Source organism: Mucilaginibacter sp. P2_D11, from assembly GCF_056404435.1.
On sequence record NZ_JBFUEA010000005.1, the window covers coordinates 118,130 to 136,948 of the forward strand.

Consider the following 18,819-nt stretch of genomic DNA (forward strand, 5'->3'; position numbering starts at 1 on the left):
TCTCATATCTAACATCTCAAATCTCATATCTAAATTGAGTCCTCAATTTGATATTTATTGCGTTCCGGCGCGTTGCGCGAAACCAACTCGGCAACAAAGCCTGTTAAAAACAGTTGCGAACCGAGTATGATGGCTACCAGTGCAAGGTAAAACAGAGGGTTGTCTGTAATGTCGCGGTAATGTTGATTATGCGCTATCAGGTACAACTTTTCGCTGATAATCCATATCGCAATAAACAAACCTGTTAAAAAACTTATCGTACCCATCATGCCGAAAAAGTGCATAGGCCGCTTACCGAATTTGCCCACGAAGAATATCGATAACAAATCCAGGAAACCGTTAACGAACCGGCTCATGCCAAATTTGGTTTTGCCGTATTTACGTGCCCGGTGCTCTACTACCTGCTCCCCAATTTTGGTGAAGCCTGCCCATTTGGCCAGCACGGGTATGTAGCGATGCATTTCGCCGTACACCTCTATATTTTTTACTACGGCCTTGCGGTAAGCTTTAAGCCCACAGTTAAAATCGTGCAGGTTGTCAATCCCGCTCATTTTGCGAGTGGCCGCGTTGAAAAGCTTGGTGGGTATGGTTTTGCTTAGCGGATCGAACCGTTTGGCTTTCCAGCCCGATACCAGGTCGTATTTATCGTCGGTGATGCGGCGGTATAGGCCGGGTATCTCGTCGGGGCTGTCCTGTAAGTCGGCATCCATGGTAATTACCACATCGCCTTTTGTGGCCTCGAAGCCCATATTCAATGCAGCCGATTTGCCGTAATTGCGCCTGAATTTGATGCCCCGAATATGCGGGTTGCCCTCCTTCAGCTTCAAGATCATCTCCCACGACCCATCTCTGCTGCCGTCGTCAACTAAAATTATCTCGTACGAATAGCGGTTCTCGGCCATTACCTTGCTTATCCAAGAGGTAAGCTCGGGCAACGATTCCACTTCATCGTACAGCGGTACTACAACTGATATATCCATTTATTAGGGAAAGAAAAAAGCAGTTATGCCTGTTGGCGGCATAACTGCATTACTGCAAAAATATAAAAAATAGGCATGGGTTTAACGCCATCTTTACATAATAGCGTGCCCGCTTGTTAAAAAACAATATATTAGCCTTTAAATCATACTGCTTAAAAAATGAAAAGTTATCAAAAGGCCCTCGGCCTGCTCCTGATGCTTTGCGCTATAGGCGCAAAAGCGCAAAACACCGATAAACCCGCACCCAAGTACGATCAGCACAAGGTATTCAGCCCCTTGTTTTACCCGGATAGGGGCAACCTATTCCGCTCGGCCTCGGGCGCGCCGGGCGCAAAGTACTGGCAAAACCGCGCCGACTACAAGATTGACGTAACCCTTGATACCCTAAAGCACCGCCTCACAGGTAGCGTAACCATTACTTATACCAATAACAGCCCCGATGGCCTCAACTTTTTGTGGCTGCAAACAGATCAGAACATCTACCGCGAAGATTCGCGCGGGCAGGCAACGTCGGCTGTGGGCGGCGGGCGCTTTGCTAATACCGGCTTTACCAAAGGCTATGAAATAAAGGCTGTAACGCTCAGCAGCAACAACAAAAGCGAAAAAGCCAATTATATCATAAACGACACCCGTATGCAAATACGCCTTAAAGACAGCCTTAAGGCAAACGGTGCCAAACTGCAGATAAAAATCGATTACGCTTATGATATATCCGAGTACGGTACCGACCGTACTGGCCGCCTGAAGACCCCGCAGGGCTGGATATATGATATTGCCCAATGGTATCCCCGCATGGAGGTTTACGACGATATCAGCGGCTGGAACACCATCCCTTACTTAGGCTCATCGGAGTTTTACCTGGAGTACGGCAACTTCGATTATACCATTACTGCACCGGCCAGCCTGGTGCTGGTAGGATCGGGCGAGTTGCTTAACCCAACCGAAGTGCTCACCCCAACCGCCTTAAAACGGCTTGCGCAAGCCAAGGCAAGCGATAAAACCGTAATGATAAAAGATTCGGCCGAGGTTTTGGCAGGCAACGCCTATGTTAAAAAGCCATCGCTTACCTGGCATTTCTTTTGCAAAAACTCGCGCGATGTGGCCTGGGCGGCATCGAAGGCATTTGTGTGGGATGCTGCGCGCATCAACCTGTCTAACGGCAAAAAAGCCCTTGCACAGTCAGTGTATCCAATTGCCAGTGGCGGCGTGGGCGCTTATGGGCGTTCTACCGAATATGTTAAGGCATCCATTGAGCTCTACTCAGGCAAATGGTTCGAATATACTTACCCCGTTGCTACCAACGTAGGCGGCCCGGTAAGCGGCATGGAGTACCCAGGCATCGTGTTTTGCAGTCATGAAAGCCAGGGCGGCGGTCTTTGGGATGTTACCAACCACGAGTTCGGCCACAACTGGTTCCCTATGATTGTAGGCTCTAACGAGCGCAAGTACGCCTGGATGGACGAAGGCTTCAATACCTTTATCAATAAAGTGGATACCAAAGTATTCAACAAAGGCGAGTATTATACCAAAGACGACGTGCAAGGCGGCGCAGCTTACGTGTTCAGCGATAATGCCGATGCCATAATGAACACCCCGGATGTAATACAGGGCGATTACCTGGGCAACGCCGCGTACGAGAAACCCGCACAAGGGCTAATGATACTGCGCGAGCAGATACTTGGCGAAGAACGTTTCGATTATGCATTCAAAACCTACATCAAACGCTGGGCTTTTAAGCACCCTACACCATGGGATTTCTTCCACAGCATGGATAACGCGGCAGGAGAGGACCTAAGCTGGTTTTGGAACGAGTGGTTCCTGCAAACCTGGAAGCTTGACCAGGCGGTGAAAGGAATAGACTATACAGATAATGATGCTGCGAAAGGCTCGTTGATAACCATAGAGAACCTGGGCGAAATGGCAATGCCGGTAACCGCTTTTATTATGGAAGAGAACGGCAAAAGCGGCACTATAAAACTGCCTGCCGAAATTTGGCAACGCGGCGGCACCTGGACATTCCCATACAAATCTACCTCGAAGATTTCTTATGTTATCCTTGACCCTGACCATGTATTGCCTGACGTGAACCCGGATAATAACGCGCTGAGCGGCAAACTAGTCGCCAAAGGTGTTACCGCCAAAGACGTTATTGATGCTTACATCAGCGCAGTTGGTGGCGCGGGCAAACTGAAAGATATCACCGATTTGACGGTAAAATCAGACGGGGTGTTTCAGGGCGTGGATATCAAGATGATTGTTAAATACAAATCGCCTGATAAACTCAATCTGAATATCATTGCGCCATCGTACAATAACTTCGTGCTATCAAATATTGTAGTCAATGGCGATAGCGTGAGGCTGAAACAGTTCAATAATACTGCTGTGGTGAGCAAAGAAGAAAATCCCAAAATCCGTAACCGTTACCGTATATTCCCCGAATTGGATTATGATAAAGCGGGTTACAAACTGGAACTGGCACCAACAATGCAGGTGGTAGATGGGCAGCTTACTTACCTCATTACGGTAACCAACCCCGAAGGCACGCGCTCGCGGCAGTATTACGACCCTAAAACCGGCTTTAAAATCAAACGCATTAATGATGGAGCCGGCAGCGCCCCATCGGTGTACAGTAATTACCAAACCATCGTAACCGGCGTAAAAATACCATACACCGAAAAAACCGCTGTTGGTGGTGTAGCCACCGAGTTTAAAGTAACCGGTGCTACAGTAAACAGCGGGCTTACTAACGACGATTTTAAATAGGCAATAGTCTTTTATAAAATGCAAACGGCCCCGGCAATGTTACGGGGCCGTTTGCATTTTGGTTGATTTTAAAATCAGTATACATTTGTTATATTAGTACTCAATAAACCAACCTCGTTACATGACTAAACCATTTTTAACACTCTTGTTCGGCTTATTCATTAGCAGTTCAGTTATAGCCCAAATAAAGCATGATTCGGTTGCATATTATATGCTCAATAAGTATGACATGGCTCATGGACCAAATGACGCGCAATTTTTAAGACTAATTATAAAAAAAGACTCGGGAATGTTTGAGATTCAGGATTATTACCCTGATGGAAAGCCCCGTTTATTGGCGAGGTCGCTCAGCGACGATATGAATTTTGAAAGCGGGGCGCAGGGCATGTACACGGAGTATTTTAAGACGGGTAATAAAATGGTTGTCCGAAAATACGATAGCGGTAAACTGGTTGGTGACGATACAACCTTTTACTCTAATGGCCAAGTGCATAATATCGTTATTCACGATAACACCGGAATTTATTTAAAGACATTTATAGACAGCACAGGGAAAATAATGACAGATAACGGCAATGGCAACTGGATAAAACAAGGGGAGGGCAATGGCGAGGAAACGTGGACCGGTTCTGTTGTTAACGGTAAAGAAGATGGTACCTGGTTGCTAAAATATGCAGGCGATACGGCTACTTATCACGCAGAATATAAAAACGGAGTTGAATTACCGGGCACTAAACGTAACAGCAGTGGTCAAATTCTTACCGATCAGCAACCAAGTTTCCCGGGAGGTGACGTGGGTTTTGGCAGATATCTGTCGAGGGCTGTAACATATCCAGGGTATGCTCGGGAGCATCACATTACCGGTCGGGTAATTATCACCTTTTATGTCGAACAAAATGGTAGCTTATCTGAGTTACGGGTATTGAGTTCGCCGGACGAAAGTTTGAGTAAAGAAGCGCTGCGTGCTATGAGCAACTGCCCCGTCTGGAAACCCGGATTAAGAAATGGTTTGCCGGTACGCGTTCGGTTTTCTATGCCCGTAGCGTTTTCACTATCCAATGAATAACAGAACTTTAATCACCTTATGTTTTTGCCTGTGCATAGCCACGGCTGCAAAATCCCAGAAAAAGGATACTGCAGCGTATTATATGTACAATAACGGCAAGATGGCCGAAAGCAAGGATGCCGCCGATTTCGTGAGAGTCTTATTGCCGCCGGATAGCACTATAGATAAAGGGCTCATTACCGTGAACGATGTATTTAAAGATGGTAAACGAAAAGCTATCGCCCATACGTATATCAACTCGCCGTTTATAGAGAATGGCTTGCAGGGCGCGTATATCGAATACTTTCATAACGGCCACCGTAAATACATACGCACTTATGATAACGGCAACCTTACCGGCGAGTGCCTCAGCTATTTCCCCAATGGAAAACTATATTCGGTAGTAGATTATGCGGCCAACGGCCCATACCTGAAGCAATGTGCAGACTCTACCGGCAAGGTATTAGCCGAAGAGGGTAACGGTACCTGGATAAAAACCAACGCCGATTTCGAGTATATAGCGCGGGGGCCAGTTAAAGACGGGCGGGAGGATGGCGAATGGCGGGGCTACATGTACGAGGGCAAAACAGAAAAAACGGTGTACCAGAACGGCAAGTTTATCTCAGGTATCGATTTCGATAATGCCATGCCGCAAGTATTCCAGGCCGTAGATGTGCAACCCCAATTTCCCGGCGGCGATGTGGCGTTTGGGAAGTTTTTAGGACGAACCATCCGATACCCTGCCTCTGCATATAAAAATAATGTGCAGGGCCGCGTAATACTCACCTTTGTTGTAGAAAAAGATGGCACGCTAACCAATATCAAGGTTATACGGGGCGTTGGTTCTGGTATAGATGAGGAAGCCATCAGGGCAATAAAAGCATCGCCGCCGTGGTTGCCCGGCATGCAAAAAGGGAAGCCAGTGCGTGTGCAATTTTCAGTCCCTGTAGCTTTTTCGCTCTCAACAGAAAGATAGTTATACGCGATCGTAGCGACGCCTGTAGGAAATTACGCCAACCCCAACAACTTGCTAGTGCGTGCGCGGGTAGCATCAGCCAATGCTTCGTCGTTAGTAAGCGATTGCCCGTAGGAGGGTATCATCTGCTTCAGCTTGGCCTGCCACTCGGGGGTTTTCACCTTATCTTTAAAGCAACGCTCTATCAGCTCCACCATAATGGGTACCGATGTAGAAGCACCCGGCGAAGCGCCCAAGAGGGCAGATATACTGCCGTCTGCCGCAGTAACCACTTCGGTGCCGAATTGCAGCACGCCTGTTTTCTTGGCATCTTTTTTTATTACCTGTACGCGTTGCCCGGCTACTTCAAGTTCCCAGTCCTTCGCATCGGCCTCGGGGAAGTACTCTTTAAGCGCATTGAGGCGGTCGGTAGGCGATTGCAATACCTGTCCGATGAGGTATTTTGTCAAATCCCAGTTATCGCGGCCAACGGCCAGCAGTGGCAATAAGTTATTGAGTTTTATAGAACCGAACAAATCGAACAACGAGCCTTTCTTGAGGAAGCGTGTAGAAAAACCTGCGTAAGGCCCAAAAAGCAAGGCTTTTTTGCCCCCGATCATACGCGTATCCAAATGTGGTACGCTCATGGGCGGCGCACCTACTGATGCCTTGCCATAAACCTTAGAATTATGTTTTGCTACTACGGCGGGGTTATTACACACCAGCCATTGCCCGCTTACGGGGAAGCCGCCAAAGCCCTTGCTTTCGGCAATTCCTGATTTCTGCAGCAGGGGCAAAGCGCCGCCACCCGCACCCACGAATACGAATTTGGCGTTCAGCCTGCGCTTTTGGCCATTGGCTTTGTTGGTAACTTTAATGCGCCAGGTATTGTCCTTATTGCGTTTGATATCGTCTACATCGTGGTTAAGGGTCAGGTTTACGTTGGGTTGCTGCTCCAGCCAACTAAACAATGTACGGGTAAGAGCACCGAAATTTACGTCGGTACCTATATCCATATAAGTACCTGCGATTTTTTGTTCGGTATCGCGGCCTTCCACAACCAGCGGCATCCATTTTTTTAGTTCTGCGTGGCTTTCCGAGTAAAGCATATCTTTAAAAAAGTGATGCTTCGCCATCGCGTCAAAACGTTTCCTTAGATAATCCACATTATCGGCACCCCATACGAAACTTATATGCGGCGTTTTACTGATGAAATCCTGCGGTTTACCCACGAATTTCTTATCTACCAGGTGCGCCCAAAACTCTTTGGTTATTTCAAATTGCTCGGCAATCTGCACGGCTTTCTCGGCAGATACGCTACCGTCTTTCTTCTGAGGGGTGTAATTGAGCTCGCAAAAGGCAGAGTGGCCGGTGCCTGCGTTGTTCATGGCATCCGAGCTTTCGGCAGCAATAGTATCCAGCCTTTCGAAAATTTCTATCGACAAATCGGGCTGCAGTTCTTTCAGCATTACCCCAAGTGTAGCGCTCATAATACCTGCGCCAATCAAAACTACATCAACCGTTGAATCTGAAACTGTATTGCCCTTGCTCATTGTTAGTATTGAATGTGTTAAAGATACACTCAATTATTTATTTGAAAGATGAAAATTTATGCCTGTAGATGACGAAAAAACCGCGCCGTTGCCAAGGAAAGAGACATTTGCCAGGAATGCGGGGTGTTCGCCATAAATCAGGCAATTTTAGTAAATTTTGCCCAAAAAACTGTCATAAAAAGGTTTAAACAGATATTTTAAAATTTGTTTGATGAGCTCGTATTCGCTTTGACCCACACAAAACAGGTTGCCAATTGTATAATATACTATAATCATACAAACCAATGGCCAGGCATATCTTAATATTATCCGTTTTCGCGATAGCGCTTTTTGCAGCATGCAATAGCAATAACAGCAAACCCAAACCGGTATCAGACACAATAAGCAAAACCTCAATTACGCTCAACGGTAAAAAAGACAGCGTTGTAAACAATCCCGACAAAAATTACGGCAATGCTACTATTGCCGAGCCTTGCGTAAAATGCCTGATTGCTGCGGTAAAAGCAGATGGGAATTACAAAAAGGCAATAGTATCTGAAAAAGATATCAAATTCGTAATCAACTATGTAAAAACTCTACAAGTTACCGATAGGGATGTAAACCAAACAAAGGCAACCAACGCGCTGCGGGTTGACGTAATAGACAAAATGCCCGCGCCGCATCGGGTAACTTCCTATATTTATGATAATAGCACGGCAAAACTTTATCTTTTAGTAGAAAATAGCGCCACCGAATTAAAAACAGATACCGTTTTGCTGAAAAAGATTAGAAACAGCTGTTATTGGGGAGTGGTTTCGGGTAAATAGCCGCCCTTTGCTGGCAAACAGTTCTCACGAGGGAACATTTTAATTATGCGCGCATAGTAACTTATGACGCTTTTTTTTATTTTAGACCAATTACTTATCTATTACTATAGATTTGATAGTTATTTAATTGATTTATGAATTTATAAAGCTATTTATTGTAAATTTTTATAATTTTTATAAAAAACACTATGATATTTACAAAAATGAATTAAATTCGCCTTGTAGAAAATAGTAAAAGCTCAACGAGAACTATAATTTAAACTTAAAATTACAAAATTCATTAAAAATGGCAACAAAACTTGAGTACATCTGGCTAGATGGGTACAAACCAACACAAAGCTTACGTAGCAAAACTAAAATTGTTAAATCTTTCAGCGGTAAGGTTGAAGATTTGGATAACTGGAGCTTTGACGGTTCGTCAACCGAGCAGGCACCAGGTGGTTCATCAGATTGCGTTTTAAAACCTGTATTTACATGCCCTGATCCGCAACGCAAAGATGCGTACCTGGTAATGTGCGAAGTATTGGATTCTAAAGGCGTTGCTCATGAGTCTAACGGCCGTGCGCTTATCCAGGATGATGATAACGATTTTTGGTTTGGCTTTGAGCAGGAGTACTTCCTTTGGGATCCTGCAACTAACAAACCGCTTGGTTTCCCGGCAGGTGGTTACCCAGGCCCACAAGGCCCTTACTATTGCTCGGTAGGTGCTAACAACGCTTACGGTCGCGATATTGTAGAAGAGCACCTGGATGCTTGTTTAGAAGCAGGCTTAAACGTTGAAGGTATCAACGCCGAGGTTGCTGCAGGCCAGTGGGAGTTCCAGATATTTGCAAAAGGCGCTAAAGAAGCCGGTGACCAAATTTGGGTTGCCCGTTATCTATTAGAGCGTATCGGCGAAAAATTCGGTGTTGCTATCAACTACCATTGCAAACCGTTAGGTACTTTAGACTGGAACGGTTCTGGTATGCACGCTAACTTCTCTAACACAACTTTACGTACTGCAAACAGTAAAGAAACTTTCACCGCTATTTGCGAAGCTTTCCGTCCTGCTGTTGCTGAGTGCGTTGCTGTATACGGTGCTGATAACCACTTACGTTTAACCGGCAAACACGAAACTGCTTCTATTACCGATTTCAGCTACGGTGTTTCTGACCGCGGTGCTTCTATCCGTATCCCGCTTTACACTGTAGATCACGACTGGAGTGGTTACCTGGAAGATCGTCGCCCTAACTCGGCTGCCGATCCATACAAAGTTGCTGCTGTAATTATCAAAACTGTTAAATCAGCGAAATTATAATACCCCTTTTTATTAACTGATCTTATAATCCCCCGCTTAACTACCGGGGGATTTTTTTTGCCCTACGTATTCCAGGTAATTGCCCGAGGGAATCTCCGGTAAGCCCTCAACCGGCAGGTTATATACATACACCCAGGCATCACTCTCTCCGTTATTTGTAACCATAGGGCAATTCATCCGCAGGTATAAATTTGGTTGCTCTTCATCGGGGCCAACTCCTTCGTAAGTATCAAGGGCATGCAATACTTCTTCGCCATCTATACTGTAAATGCTGCCATGGATAAAATACCCGTCGGGATCCAGCAATAGGCCGGGATATTCGCCTATATCGTATAGTCGCCCCTTTATTTTGCCGGCGCTCAAAAAAACGCAGTGTTTTTTAAGATAAACGCCAAATTGATTATCCTTTTGCAACAAAGTGCCGTAAACAAACAACAGGTGGGTTGGCATGTTTAAAGGTAGCAAAATTGCCCTATTCGGTTACAGCAAAATAATACGATGGCTGATTGGTTTATCGTATTATCTTTGCATCCCCTAAATTCTGTGGGCGGCTACTTTGCAACATCCGCCATATTATATTTATCTTGCTTAAATTGCCATTTTTATACCAAGCCATCATGAACCAGGAACAGGTAATAGCCTACATCAAAGAAAACAATATAACCAAAATCAAATTCGCCTTTGCCGATGTAGACGGCGTATTACGCGGGAAGGTTATCAGCGTAAAGAAATTCCTCGATGGCTTAAAAACCGGCTATGGCTTTTGCGACGTGGTCTTCGGCTGGGATAGCAACGATGCCTGCTACGATAACGTTGAGCTTACCGGCTGGCACACGGGTTATCCCGATAAACTTTGTTATATAGATTTGGGCACTTTGCGCAATATACCCTGGCAGGATAATATCCCTTTCTTTTTGGCGGATTATAGCGGCCCGCATGGCAACACCGTTCCGGCCGACCCGCGTAGCTTGCTAAAAACCGTCGTTGCCGACTGCAAGGCCATGGGCTACCATGCCGAGTTTGCCCAGGAGTTTGAGTGGTTCAACTTTAAAGAAATGCCGCAAAGCCTGCAAAACAAGGGCTTTGCCAATATGGAGGCCTTAACGCCGGGCATGTTTGGTTATTCTATACTACGTACCTCGCAAAATAGCGACTTTTATTACGACCTTTTCAACCTGCTCACCCAGTTCGATATCCCTATCGAGGGACTGCATACCGAAACCGGTCCCGGCGTTTACGAAGCGGCTATTGAGCATTGCGAAGCTTTGCAGGCAGCCGATAAGGCCGTTTTATTTAAGACGGCGGTGAAAGAAATTGCCAGCAAGCATGGCATTACCGCCACCTTTATGGCCAAATGGAACCAAAACCTGCCCGGTTGCAGTGGCCACATTCACCAAAGCCTCTGGAGCGACGACCAAAGCGAAAACCTGTTTTACGACGGCACCGATGAGAATAAAATGAGCGAATTGCATAAGCAATACCTTGCGGGTCAGCTTTATTGCTTGCCGCACCTGCTGCCTATGTATGCGCCAACTATTAACAGCTATAAGCGATTGGTAGAAGGGGCCTGGGCACCAACCACCATTACCTGGGGGGTAGATAACCGTACCACCGCGCTCCGCGTTATCAATACCTCCGTAGGCTATACCCGGCTGGAAACCCGCATCCCCGGTTCAGATACCAACCCATACCTGGCTATAGCGGCTGCCCTGGCATCTGGCCTGTATGGCATCAAAAACAAATTAAAGTTGGATATTGCCCCAACAGTAGGCAATGGCTATGAGGATAAAAGAAACGGCAGTCTGCATACCAACCTGTTCGATGCTGCCACCGCCATGCAAAACTCCTCCATAGCCAAAGAACTCTTCGGTGCCGGTTTTGTAGAGCACTTCACCCAAACTCGCCTATGGGAGCACAGGCAATACGCCAAAAGCGTGAGTGATTGGGAATTGAAGAGATATTTTGAGGTGATATAACCGGGATTTAGCGGATTTTCCAGATTAACAGATTTTGATTGTCCTAATTATGATTTAATGTCTATGCAGGAACAACTCATACATGATGAAATTACCCGACGCATAATAGGCTGTGCGATGAGGGTTCATACAACTTTAGGCACAGGCTTTCGCGAAAGCGTTTATCAACGTTCCCTGGCTATCGAAATGAGTTATGAAGGCTTGGCGTTTGAGCAAGAGAAAGATATGCCAATCTATTACCGCGACGTTAAAGTTGGTTCCAGAAGAGTCGATTTTTTTKTCGGTGACTTAATTATGGTGGAGGTTAAGGCCGTTGTTTTACTTGAAGACGTGCATATTGCACAAGCTTTGAACTACCTGGAAGCTTATAATACCTAAATTGGTTTATTGATAAATTTTGGTAGCAAGTCATTAACATTTAAAAGGCTCCTCAATAAAAAGTTTAAACTATAACTATATTTGCCCACCAATTTTACCTGATTTTAATTGTTAATTGATAGATAATAGGTCAGGACAATCGAAATCCAATAAATCGTATAAATCTGTTTAATCCCGGTTACTGTGGACTTTTCTATCATTATAAAAAAAGCGTGGGAGGGCTACGATGCCTCCAAAACCATCAAAAGCGTAGAGGATATCAGCGCGATGGTTTCTACCAATCATGTTTTCCGTGTTACTTTCGATGACGAGGATATCATCATCGCCAAATTATCGTTATTCGGCAAATTCGAGCATTTTAAGGAAGACCATCGAATCATCCATGCGCTGAGCAACAACCTGTTATATCCTTTCGAGAATTTGCTGGCTAAATCCTTGCTGAAAAACAACCGCGTGTATATCTACCACTATAAGCAGGGCAAAACCGATGCCTGGGTGGTATTTTACAATCCAACGCGCATCCTGAACAGGTTGCCTAAGCGGCTGGACGATAACCTGATCAAAAAACTTGGCCAACAATTAGGCAAATTCCACAAGGCCTGCTGCAGGGTAAAGAACGTTTTGCCAAAATCATCAAAAACGCTGCGCACTGATATCTATTCGCTGCAGCAGCAATTGGAAAAGAACGAACGCGATTTCGGCTCCGCCATGCAGGTAGACTTTTTGAAATATCATTGCGATTTGTTCCTGCGTAATCGTTCTAAGTACAACATGCAGTCGTTCGATATCATCCCCGTTTTTATCGACTGGAATATCGGAAACTTTTCGGTCGCCCCGAATTATGACTTATATTCACGCTGGGATTACGACTGGTTCAGGATGAGCTACCGTGTGTTGGATTTTTATTTCTTCAGCAGGGTGGTATCTGATGTAGGCGACCGTACGGTATTCAGCTACGTGATAGGGCCTATGATGGAAGACAGGTTTATCACGTTTTTAAAAGAGTACCACAAAGTTTATCCGCTAACGGCCGACGAGATCAGGTTCATGAAGGAGGCTTACCGTTTCTTCATCCTTAATTATGTGATAAAAGACGGCAAACACTTTTTTAATGATCAATACGCAAAAAAACTGCAGGCAGAAGCTTTTGATGTTTACCTGCCATCGGTAGACCGCGATTTTGATGCAGAGAAAATAATAGAAGCTTTAAAGCTGAAGTAGGTGAGGGACAGTTAAAAAATGTTAGAAGGATTAGAAAAGTTAAAAAGGTTGGAGAACTTAGGGAATTATTGCAGAAGTTAAAGACGAGAAGTGGTTTGGCAAGCTAACGTGCAATGAGCCATGTCCGCTTACCAAACCCCGAAGGGTTAAACCCTTTTTAACGTTTTTAACTTCTTTGACCTTTCCAACTTCTGACAACTTTCCTCAACGCCTCTCAATTTTTCTCCAACGGCTCTCAACTTTTGATTTATGCTACCGATTTTCACAACTTTCTTTTAACATTTACAACCGATTATAATGAGGCGTATCGAGGATTTCCGTGAGATAATAGACAATTACGAAGTGGTGTTTTTCGATGCGTTCGGCGTTATCAAAAACTATGGTGGCTTGGTGCCAGGCATCGGGCGTACTTTTGATTACCTGGAAGAAAGCGGCAAGGAGTATTACATCGTTACCAACGATGCGTCGCGCAGTCCGGTCCAATTGGCCGAATCGTATCATAAAAAGGGGCTGCACGCCATTACGGCGGATAGGATCATTTCATCAGGTATGCTTACTAAAGAGTTCCTCGATTTGAAAGTTGATGAAGGTATTGTAGCCTATTTAGGTACCGATGATTCGGCGCATTATATCGAAAGCGAGGGCCTGCATACGCTGCCTGTGAGCCAGATAACTGCCGAGAACTTCGATAAAGTGAACGCATTGGTATTTTTGGATGATGAAGGCTTTGACTGGTGCAACGATTTAAACAAGACCGTAAACCTGCTGCGCAGGCGCACCATACCGGCCATTGTGGCCAATACCGATTTTGCCTATCCGGTAAACGTAAACGAAATTGCAGTGGCAATAGGCGGTATTGCGGCAATGGTAGAGACCATAGTAGGCAAAAAATTCATCCGTTTCGGCAAGCCCGATTCGCAGATGTTCATGTTTGCTTATGATTTGATACGCGAGTACCGCCCCATCAGCAAAAAAGAAATCGTGATGGTAGGAGACACCCTGCAGACCGATATTTTAGGGGGGAATAAATTTGGGTTGGATACGGTTTTGGTACTATCGGGCAATACACTGGCTGCTGATGCGCAAACCCGAATGACATCCACAGGCATAGTACCCACCTACATTTGCGATTCGGCCGTGATAAGATAGTATGAGAACAAACTGGATAAAGTTACTTTTTGCATTGTTTTTTGCCTTAACGGCGAGGCAGGCTATGTTTGCCCAAAGCCAGCCAGCGGGCACTTTTACCAATCCTTTGCTGCCATCGGGCGCCGACCCATGGGTAATTTACCAGGGCGAATACTACTATTACACCAATTCTACCCAAAACACTTTGGTGATATGGAAAACCAAAAACCTGGGCGAACTGGCAAAAGCCGAAAAGAAAACCGTTTGGGTACCCGAGCCCAACACAGCATATTCAAAAGAACTTTGGGCACCCGAATTGCATTACATAAACCATAAGTGGTACCTTTATTACGCCGCCGACGATGGTAACAATAATCATCACCGCCTGTACGTACTCGAAAACTCCTCGCCCGATCCATTGAAAGGCACATGGGTATTCAAAGGCAAACTGAGCGACGACAGCGATAAATGGGCCATAGATGGCTCTGTATTCGAACATAAGGGCAAACTATATTTGATTTGGGCGGGTTGGGAAGGCGACGAAAACGGCCAGCAGGATATCTATATCGCAAGGCCGAAGAACCCTTATACCGTTACGGGCAAACGGGTTAAGATATCCAGCCCGCTTTACGATTGGGAAAAGAATGGCGATTTGCACGATGCCGCGAACCCTGCGCATGTAAACGTGAACGAAGGCCCTGAGATATTAGCGCATGGCAAAAAGCTGTTCCTGATATATTCGGCAAGCGGTTGCTGGACTGATTTTTACGCGCTTGGCATGCTAACTGCATCGGCCGACGCGGATTTGCTCGACCCGAAATCCTGGACGAAATCGGCGCAGCCTGTTTTCAAAAAATCGGAAGCGAACGGGGTGTATGCGCCGGGGCATAATTCATTCTTCAAGTCGCCGGACGGTAAAGAGGACTGGATCATTTACCACGCAAACGCCATGCCGGGGCAGGGCTGCGGTGGCTTCCGTTCGCCACGCATGCAGAAATTCAGCTGGAACGCAGATGGCACGCCGAACTTCGGCATACCCGAACGGACCGGCATACCGATGGCCGCACCATCGCAAAAAAAATAAACCGACCAATTTTTATAAAAATTATGCAAAACACCTTAAAAAAACCAATTTTGGCACTAGCAATTGCCGGCAGTGCTATCTTAGCCGCCTGTAACCAATCTGCCCCAAAAAGCAACACCATGGCCGACACCACATCTACAGCACACGCCGTTAAATTACCAGAAGCATCTGCGTTCCAAAGGACGATCGACGGGAAGAAAACCGAATTATTTATTCTCAAGAACAAAAAAGGCGCAGAAGCCGCGCTTACCAATTACGGCGCCCATTTAATAAGCCTGCTGGTGCCGGATAAAGACGGTAAACTAACCGATGTGGTTTTAGGTTTCGACGACCTGGAGGGTTTCCAACGCGCCTCTACAGCGTACTATGGCGCTATCATTGGCCGCTATGGCAATCGCCTGGCAAATGGCAAATTCTCGCTGGATGGCAAAGAATACAAATTGTTTACCAACAACGGGCCAAACACGCTGCATGGCGGCAAAAAAGGCTTCGATGCCATGGTGTGGGCTGCCAAACAGATAGATAGCGCTACGGTGGAGTTTACCTACCTTTCTAAGGATATGGAAGAGGGTTTCCCTGGCAACTTAAACGTAAAGGTAATTTACACCCTTACCGACGATAACGCGCTGAAAATAAACTACGAGGCCACCACCGACAAAGCCACCGTAGTAAACCTTACCAACCACGCTTACTTTAACCTGAACGGGCAAGGAAGCGGTACCGCGTTGAACCATTTGGTACAGATTGATGCCGATAATTACACCCCGGTAGATAGCACGCTGATACCAACCGGTAAAATAGAGCCTGTTAAAGGCACTCCGTTCGATTTCACCACGGCTACCGCAATTGGCGAAAGGATAGAGCAGGACAACATCCAGCTGAAAGACGGCAAAGGCTACGACCATAACTTCGTACTAAACAAGCACGACATCAGTACGCCCATCGCAACTGTTGTAGGCGATAAAAGCGGCATTAAGATGGAGGTATTTACCGAGGAGCCCGGCATGCAGTTTTACACCGGCAACTTTATGAATGGCAGCAACAGCCTGAAAGGCGGCACACCCGATGCCCACCGCACGGCCTTTGCGATGGAAACACAACACTTCCCCGATTCGCCTAATCAGCCAAGCTTCCCAACTACGGTATTGAAACCTGGCGCGGTTTACAAAACTGTAACTATTTATAAATTTTCGGTGAAATAAAATAAGCAGGGATTTAATAGACACGAATTTTCTCGATTTTAGGCGAATTTCACGGATTTTGAAAAGCAGTTATGTTTTCGAAATTCATGAAATTCGCTTTTTTTATAGTTTGTAAAATTCATGTTTCTCAAACTAGTGTAATCGTGTTAATTAAATTCGTGTAATTGGTCTCAATTAGTGAAATTCGTGTTTATTAAATTCATATCTATTACTTACGCATTTGCTATTAGATAATCACGGAAGAAGAATTAGTTACCTACGCCTGGCGGTAACCGACAAGTGCAACTTGCGCTGCTTTTATTGCATGCCGGAGGAAGGCCTTGAATGGCTTAGCCGCGCCGAACTGATGACGTATGAAGAAATGCTGCGCGCCTGCGAATTACTGGTACAGATGGGCATCGAAAAGATACGCATCACCGGGGGCGAACCCTTCGTGCGCAAGGATATCATGCAACTGCTTACGGCGCTCTCCAAACTTACCGGACTAAAGGAACTCAGCATAACTACTAACGGCGTGTTAACCGCTCAACACGTTCCGGCTTTGAAAGGCATAGGGATACGCTCGGTAAACCTGAGCCTGGATACTTTAGATGCAGGCAGGTTTTTCGCCATCACCCGCCGCGATGAATTTGCCAACGTGATGCAAACTTTAGATGAATTGCTGAAACACGATATAGAAGTAAAGATAAACACTGTCGTAATGGCCGGCCGCAATACGCAGGATATCATCCCGCTGGTGCAATTAACCAAAGATCTGCCGGTGAGTGTCCGCTTTATCGAAGAAATGCCCTTTAACGGCGATGGGCATGGCTACAGCGGCGTACTGTGGGACTACGTGCGGATATTCGATGAGATACGCCACGTTTACCCCGATATCCAGAAAGCTCCAGATCCATTATATGCCACAGCTGCTAATTATCAAATCCCGGGGCACTTGGGTAGCCTTGGCATCATCGCAGCTTATTCGCGTACTTTTTGCGGCACCTGCAACCGCGTCAGGATAACGCCGCAGGGTACTTTAAAAAATTGCCTTTACGACGATGGCGTACTGAATATCAAAGACCTGATGCGCGAGGGCAAAAGCAATACAACCATAGTAGATGCCTTATATTCAGCCTTTAATCATCGCGAGAAAGACGGTTGGATTGCCGAGCAAAAACGCAAGGATAACCCCGATTTCCATGAATCCATGGCTACCATCGGCGGCTAAAAAATAAGCAGATGACCACGGTACAACAGGCAGAAGAACTCGTACTGGCGCAAACGAAAGACTACGGTACTGAAACGGTACCCTTCGAGCAAGCACTTGGCCGTGTATTGGCCTCCGATTTAAAAGCCGACCGCGATTTGCCGCCATTCAACCGCGCCACCATGGATGGCATCGCGATTAATCATCAGGCTATAGAAGAGGGTATTAATACCTTCCATATAAAAGCAACCCAGGCCGCCGGCGACGAGCCATTAGGTATAGAAGACAGGGGCCTTTGCATCGAAATAATGACGGGCGCAGCATTGCATCCCTCGGTAGATACGGTTATACCTTATGAAAGCGTCGAGATACGTAACAGGCTGGCCGCTATTACAGTAGATACCATAAAAAAAGGACAGAACGTCCACCTTAAGGGCCGGGACAAGCAGGAGGGAGAGATAGTTGCCATAGCAGGCCAAAAAGTTACCCCTGCAATTATCAGCGTGGCTGCTTCGGTAGGTGCAGCCCATTTACAGGTAAAGAAACTCCCGCGGGTAGTTATTATTTCTTCTGGCGATGAGCTGGTTGATGTCGCCGACACGCCAACAGCCTACCAAATACGCCGCTCCAATAACTATACAGTAAAGGCAGTATTGGCAAACCATGCCATACAAGCGGATATATTGCACATTCCCGATGATCCCGAAATAACCCGGCAACAATTGGCGCACAGCCTGGAAAATTACGACGTAATACTGCTGAGCGGCGGCGTAAGCATGGGCAAGTTTGATTATGTGCCGAAAGCACTGGACGAATTGCGGGTTGGAAAATTATTCCACAAGGTATCTCAGCGGCCCGGCAAGCCTTTTTGGTTCGGCAGGCATCAAAGCGGCGTGCTTGTATTTGCTTTCCCGGGCAACCCGGTGGCCACGTTTATGTGCCTGCATCGTTATTTCCTGCTGTGGCTCAACGCAACGCTGGGTTTACCGCCTACTCCGCCTATTTATGCAGCGCTGGGGCGGGAATTTAACTTTACACCGCAATTGCAATACTTTTTGCAGGTAAAGCTTAACTTTAACCAAAACGCACAGCTGATTGCAACGCCCGTTGAGGGCAATGGCTCGGGCGATTTCGCTAACTTAGCCGATACGGATGCTTTCATAGAACTACCCCTGGAGAAAAATGAATTTAAAAAGGGAGAAATTTTTCGAGTTTGGAGATTTTAATTCTATCTGTGAAATC

The 18,819-nt window shown here is 46.1% G+C and carries 16 protein-coding genes; 13 read left to right on the forward strand and 3 right to left on the reverse strand.

Annotated features, from left to right (window positions below; genetic code table 11):
- Positions 1 to 29: 29 nt before the first annotated feature.
- Positions 30 to 980, reverse strand: coding sequence for a glycosyltransferase family 2 protein (locus AC1DXC_RS09110; RefSeq protein ID WP_477458837.1), 951 nt, complete (start codon positions 978 to 980; stop codon positions 30 to 32).
- 159 nt (positions 981 to 1,139) lie between these two features.
- Between AC1DXC_RS09110 and AC1DXC_RS09115 the strand changes: the two genes are divergently transcribed.
- From AC1DXC_RS09115 to AC1DXC_RS09125, 3 genes are all read left to right on the forward strand, one after another.
- Positions 1,140 to 3,743 carry a M1 family metallopeptidase gene (locus tag AC1DXC_RS09115; protein WP_477458838.1) on the forward strand — a complete coding sequence of 868 codons (2,604 nt, stop codon included), beginning with the start codon at positions 1,140 to 1,142 and terminating at the stop codon, positions 3,741 to 3,743.
- Positions 3,744 to 3,864: 121 nt separating this feature from the next.
- The gene (locus tag AC1DXC_RS09120; RefSeq protein ID WP_477458839.1) at positions 3,865 to 4,809 is read left to right on the forward strand and encodes a TonB family protein; all 945 of its coding nucleotides are present in this window, start codon (positions 3,865 to 3,867) and stop codon (positions 4,807 to 4,809) included.
- Complete coding sequence (locus AC1DXC_RS09125; protein WP_477458840.1) at positions 4,802 to 5,764, forward strand: TonB family protein; 963 nt, start codon at positions 4,802 to 4,804, stop codon at positions 5,762 to 5,764. Before AC1DXC_RS09120 ends, AC1DXC_RS09125 begins: the two co-directional genes overlap by 8 nt.
- Positions 5,765 to 5,796: 32 nt before the next feature.
- Here the strand turns inward: AC1DXC_RS09125 and AC1DXC_RS09130 are convergent, their stop codons facing one another.
- Entirely contained in the window at positions 5,797 to 7,305 is a 1,509-nt protein-coding gene (locus AC1DXC_RS09130; RefSeq protein ID WP_477459079.1) for a malate:quinone oxidoreductase, read from the reverse strand.
- A 275-nt stretch (positions 7,306 to 7,580) separates the two neighbouring features.
- Here AC1DXC_RS09130 and AC1DXC_RS09135 point away from each other — a divergent pair, with 275 nt between their 5' ends.
- Together AC1DXC_RS09135 and AC1DXC_RS09140 are read left to right on the forward strand one after the other, a co-directional pair.
- Positions 7,581 to 8,102 carry a hypothetical protein gene (locus AC1DXC_RS09135; RefSeq protein WP_477458841.1) on the forward strand — a complete coding sequence of 174 codons (522 nt, stop codon included), beginning with the start codon at positions 7,581 to 7,583 and terminating at the stop codon, positions 8,100 to 8,102.
- A 286-nt stretch (positions 8,103 to 8,388) separates the two neighbouring features.
- Entirely contained in the window at positions 8,389 to 9,399 is a 1,011-nt protein-coding gene (locus AC1DXC_RS09140) for a glutamine synthetase beta-grasp domain-containing protein (protein ID WP_477458842.1), read from the forward strand.
- A 36-nt stretch (positions 9,400 to 9,435) separates the two neighbouring features.
- Here AC1DXC_RS09140 and AC1DXC_RS09145 read toward each other — a convergent pair whose 3' ends face one another.
- The gene (locus AC1DXC_RS09145) at positions 9,436 to 9,849 is read right to left on the reverse strand and encodes a gamma-glutamylcyclotransferase family protein (RefSeq protein ID WP_477458843.1); all 414 of its coding nucleotides are present in this window, start codon (positions 9,847 to 9,849) and stop codon (positions 9,436 to 9,438) included.
- 167 nt (positions 9,850 to 10,016) lie between these two features.
- Between AC1DXC_RS09145 and AC1DXC_RS09150 the strand changes: the two genes are divergently transcribed.
- From AC1DXC_RS09150 to AC1DXC_RS09185, 8 genes are all read left to right on the forward strand, one after another.
- Positions 10,017 to 11,375, forward strand: a complete 1,359-nt coding sequence (locus AC1DXC_RS09150; RefSeq protein WP_477458844.1) for a glutamine synthetase family protein — start codon at positions 10,017 to 10,019, stop codon at positions 11,373 to 11,375.
- A 63-nt stretch (positions 11,376 to 11,438) separates the two neighbouring features.
- Positions 11,439 to 11,753, forward strand: a complete 315-nt coding sequence (locus AC1DXC_RS09155; RefSeq protein ID WP_477458845.1) for a GxxExxY protein — start codon at positions 11,439 to 11,441, stop codon at positions 11,751 to 11,753.
- A gap of 183 nt (positions 11,754 to 11,936) precedes the next feature.
- Positions 11,937 to 12,974 (forward strand): aminoglycoside phosphotransferase/kinase family protein, encoded by a 1,038-nt coding sequence (locus tag AC1DXC_RS09160; protein ID WP_477458846.1) that lies wholly within the window; start codon positions 11,937 to 11,939, stop codon positions 12,972 to 12,974.
- A gap of 297 nt (positions 12,975 to 13,271) precedes the next feature.
- Complete coding sequence (locus AC1DXC_RS09165; protein ID WP_477458847.1) at positions 13,272 to 14,123, forward strand: HAD-IIA family hydrolase; 852 nt, start codon at positions 13,272 to 13,274, stop codon at positions 14,121 to 14,123.
- A 1-nt stretch (position 14,124) separates the two neighbouring features.
- Complete coding sequence (locus AC1DXC_RS09170) at positions 14,125 to 15,186, forward strand: glycoside hydrolase family 43 protein (protein ID WP_477458848.1); 1,062 nt, start codon at positions 14,125 to 14,127, stop codon at positions 15,184 to 15,186.
- Positions 15,187 to 15,236: 50 nt separating this feature from the next.
- Entirely contained in the window at positions 15,237 to 16,388 is a 1,152-nt protein-coding gene (locus AC1DXC_RS09175; RefSeq protein WP_477458849.1) for an aldose epimerase family protein, read from the forward strand.
- A gap of 220 nt (positions 16,389 to 16,608) precedes the next feature.
- A complete protein-coding gene (gene moaA / locus AC1DXC_RS09180) occupies positions 16,609 to 17,598 on the forward strand; it encodes a GTP 3',8-cyclase MoaA (RefSeq protein ID WP_477458850.1) in 990 nt (329 codons plus the stop codon).
- Positions 17,599 to 17,609: 11 nt separating this feature from the next.
- Entirely contained in the window at positions 17,610 to 18,803 is a 1,194-nt protein-coding gene (locus AC1DXC_RS09185) for a molybdopterin molybdotransferase MoeA (protein WP_477458851.1), read from the forward strand.
- Positions 18,804 to 18,819: the final 16 nt, after the last annotated feature.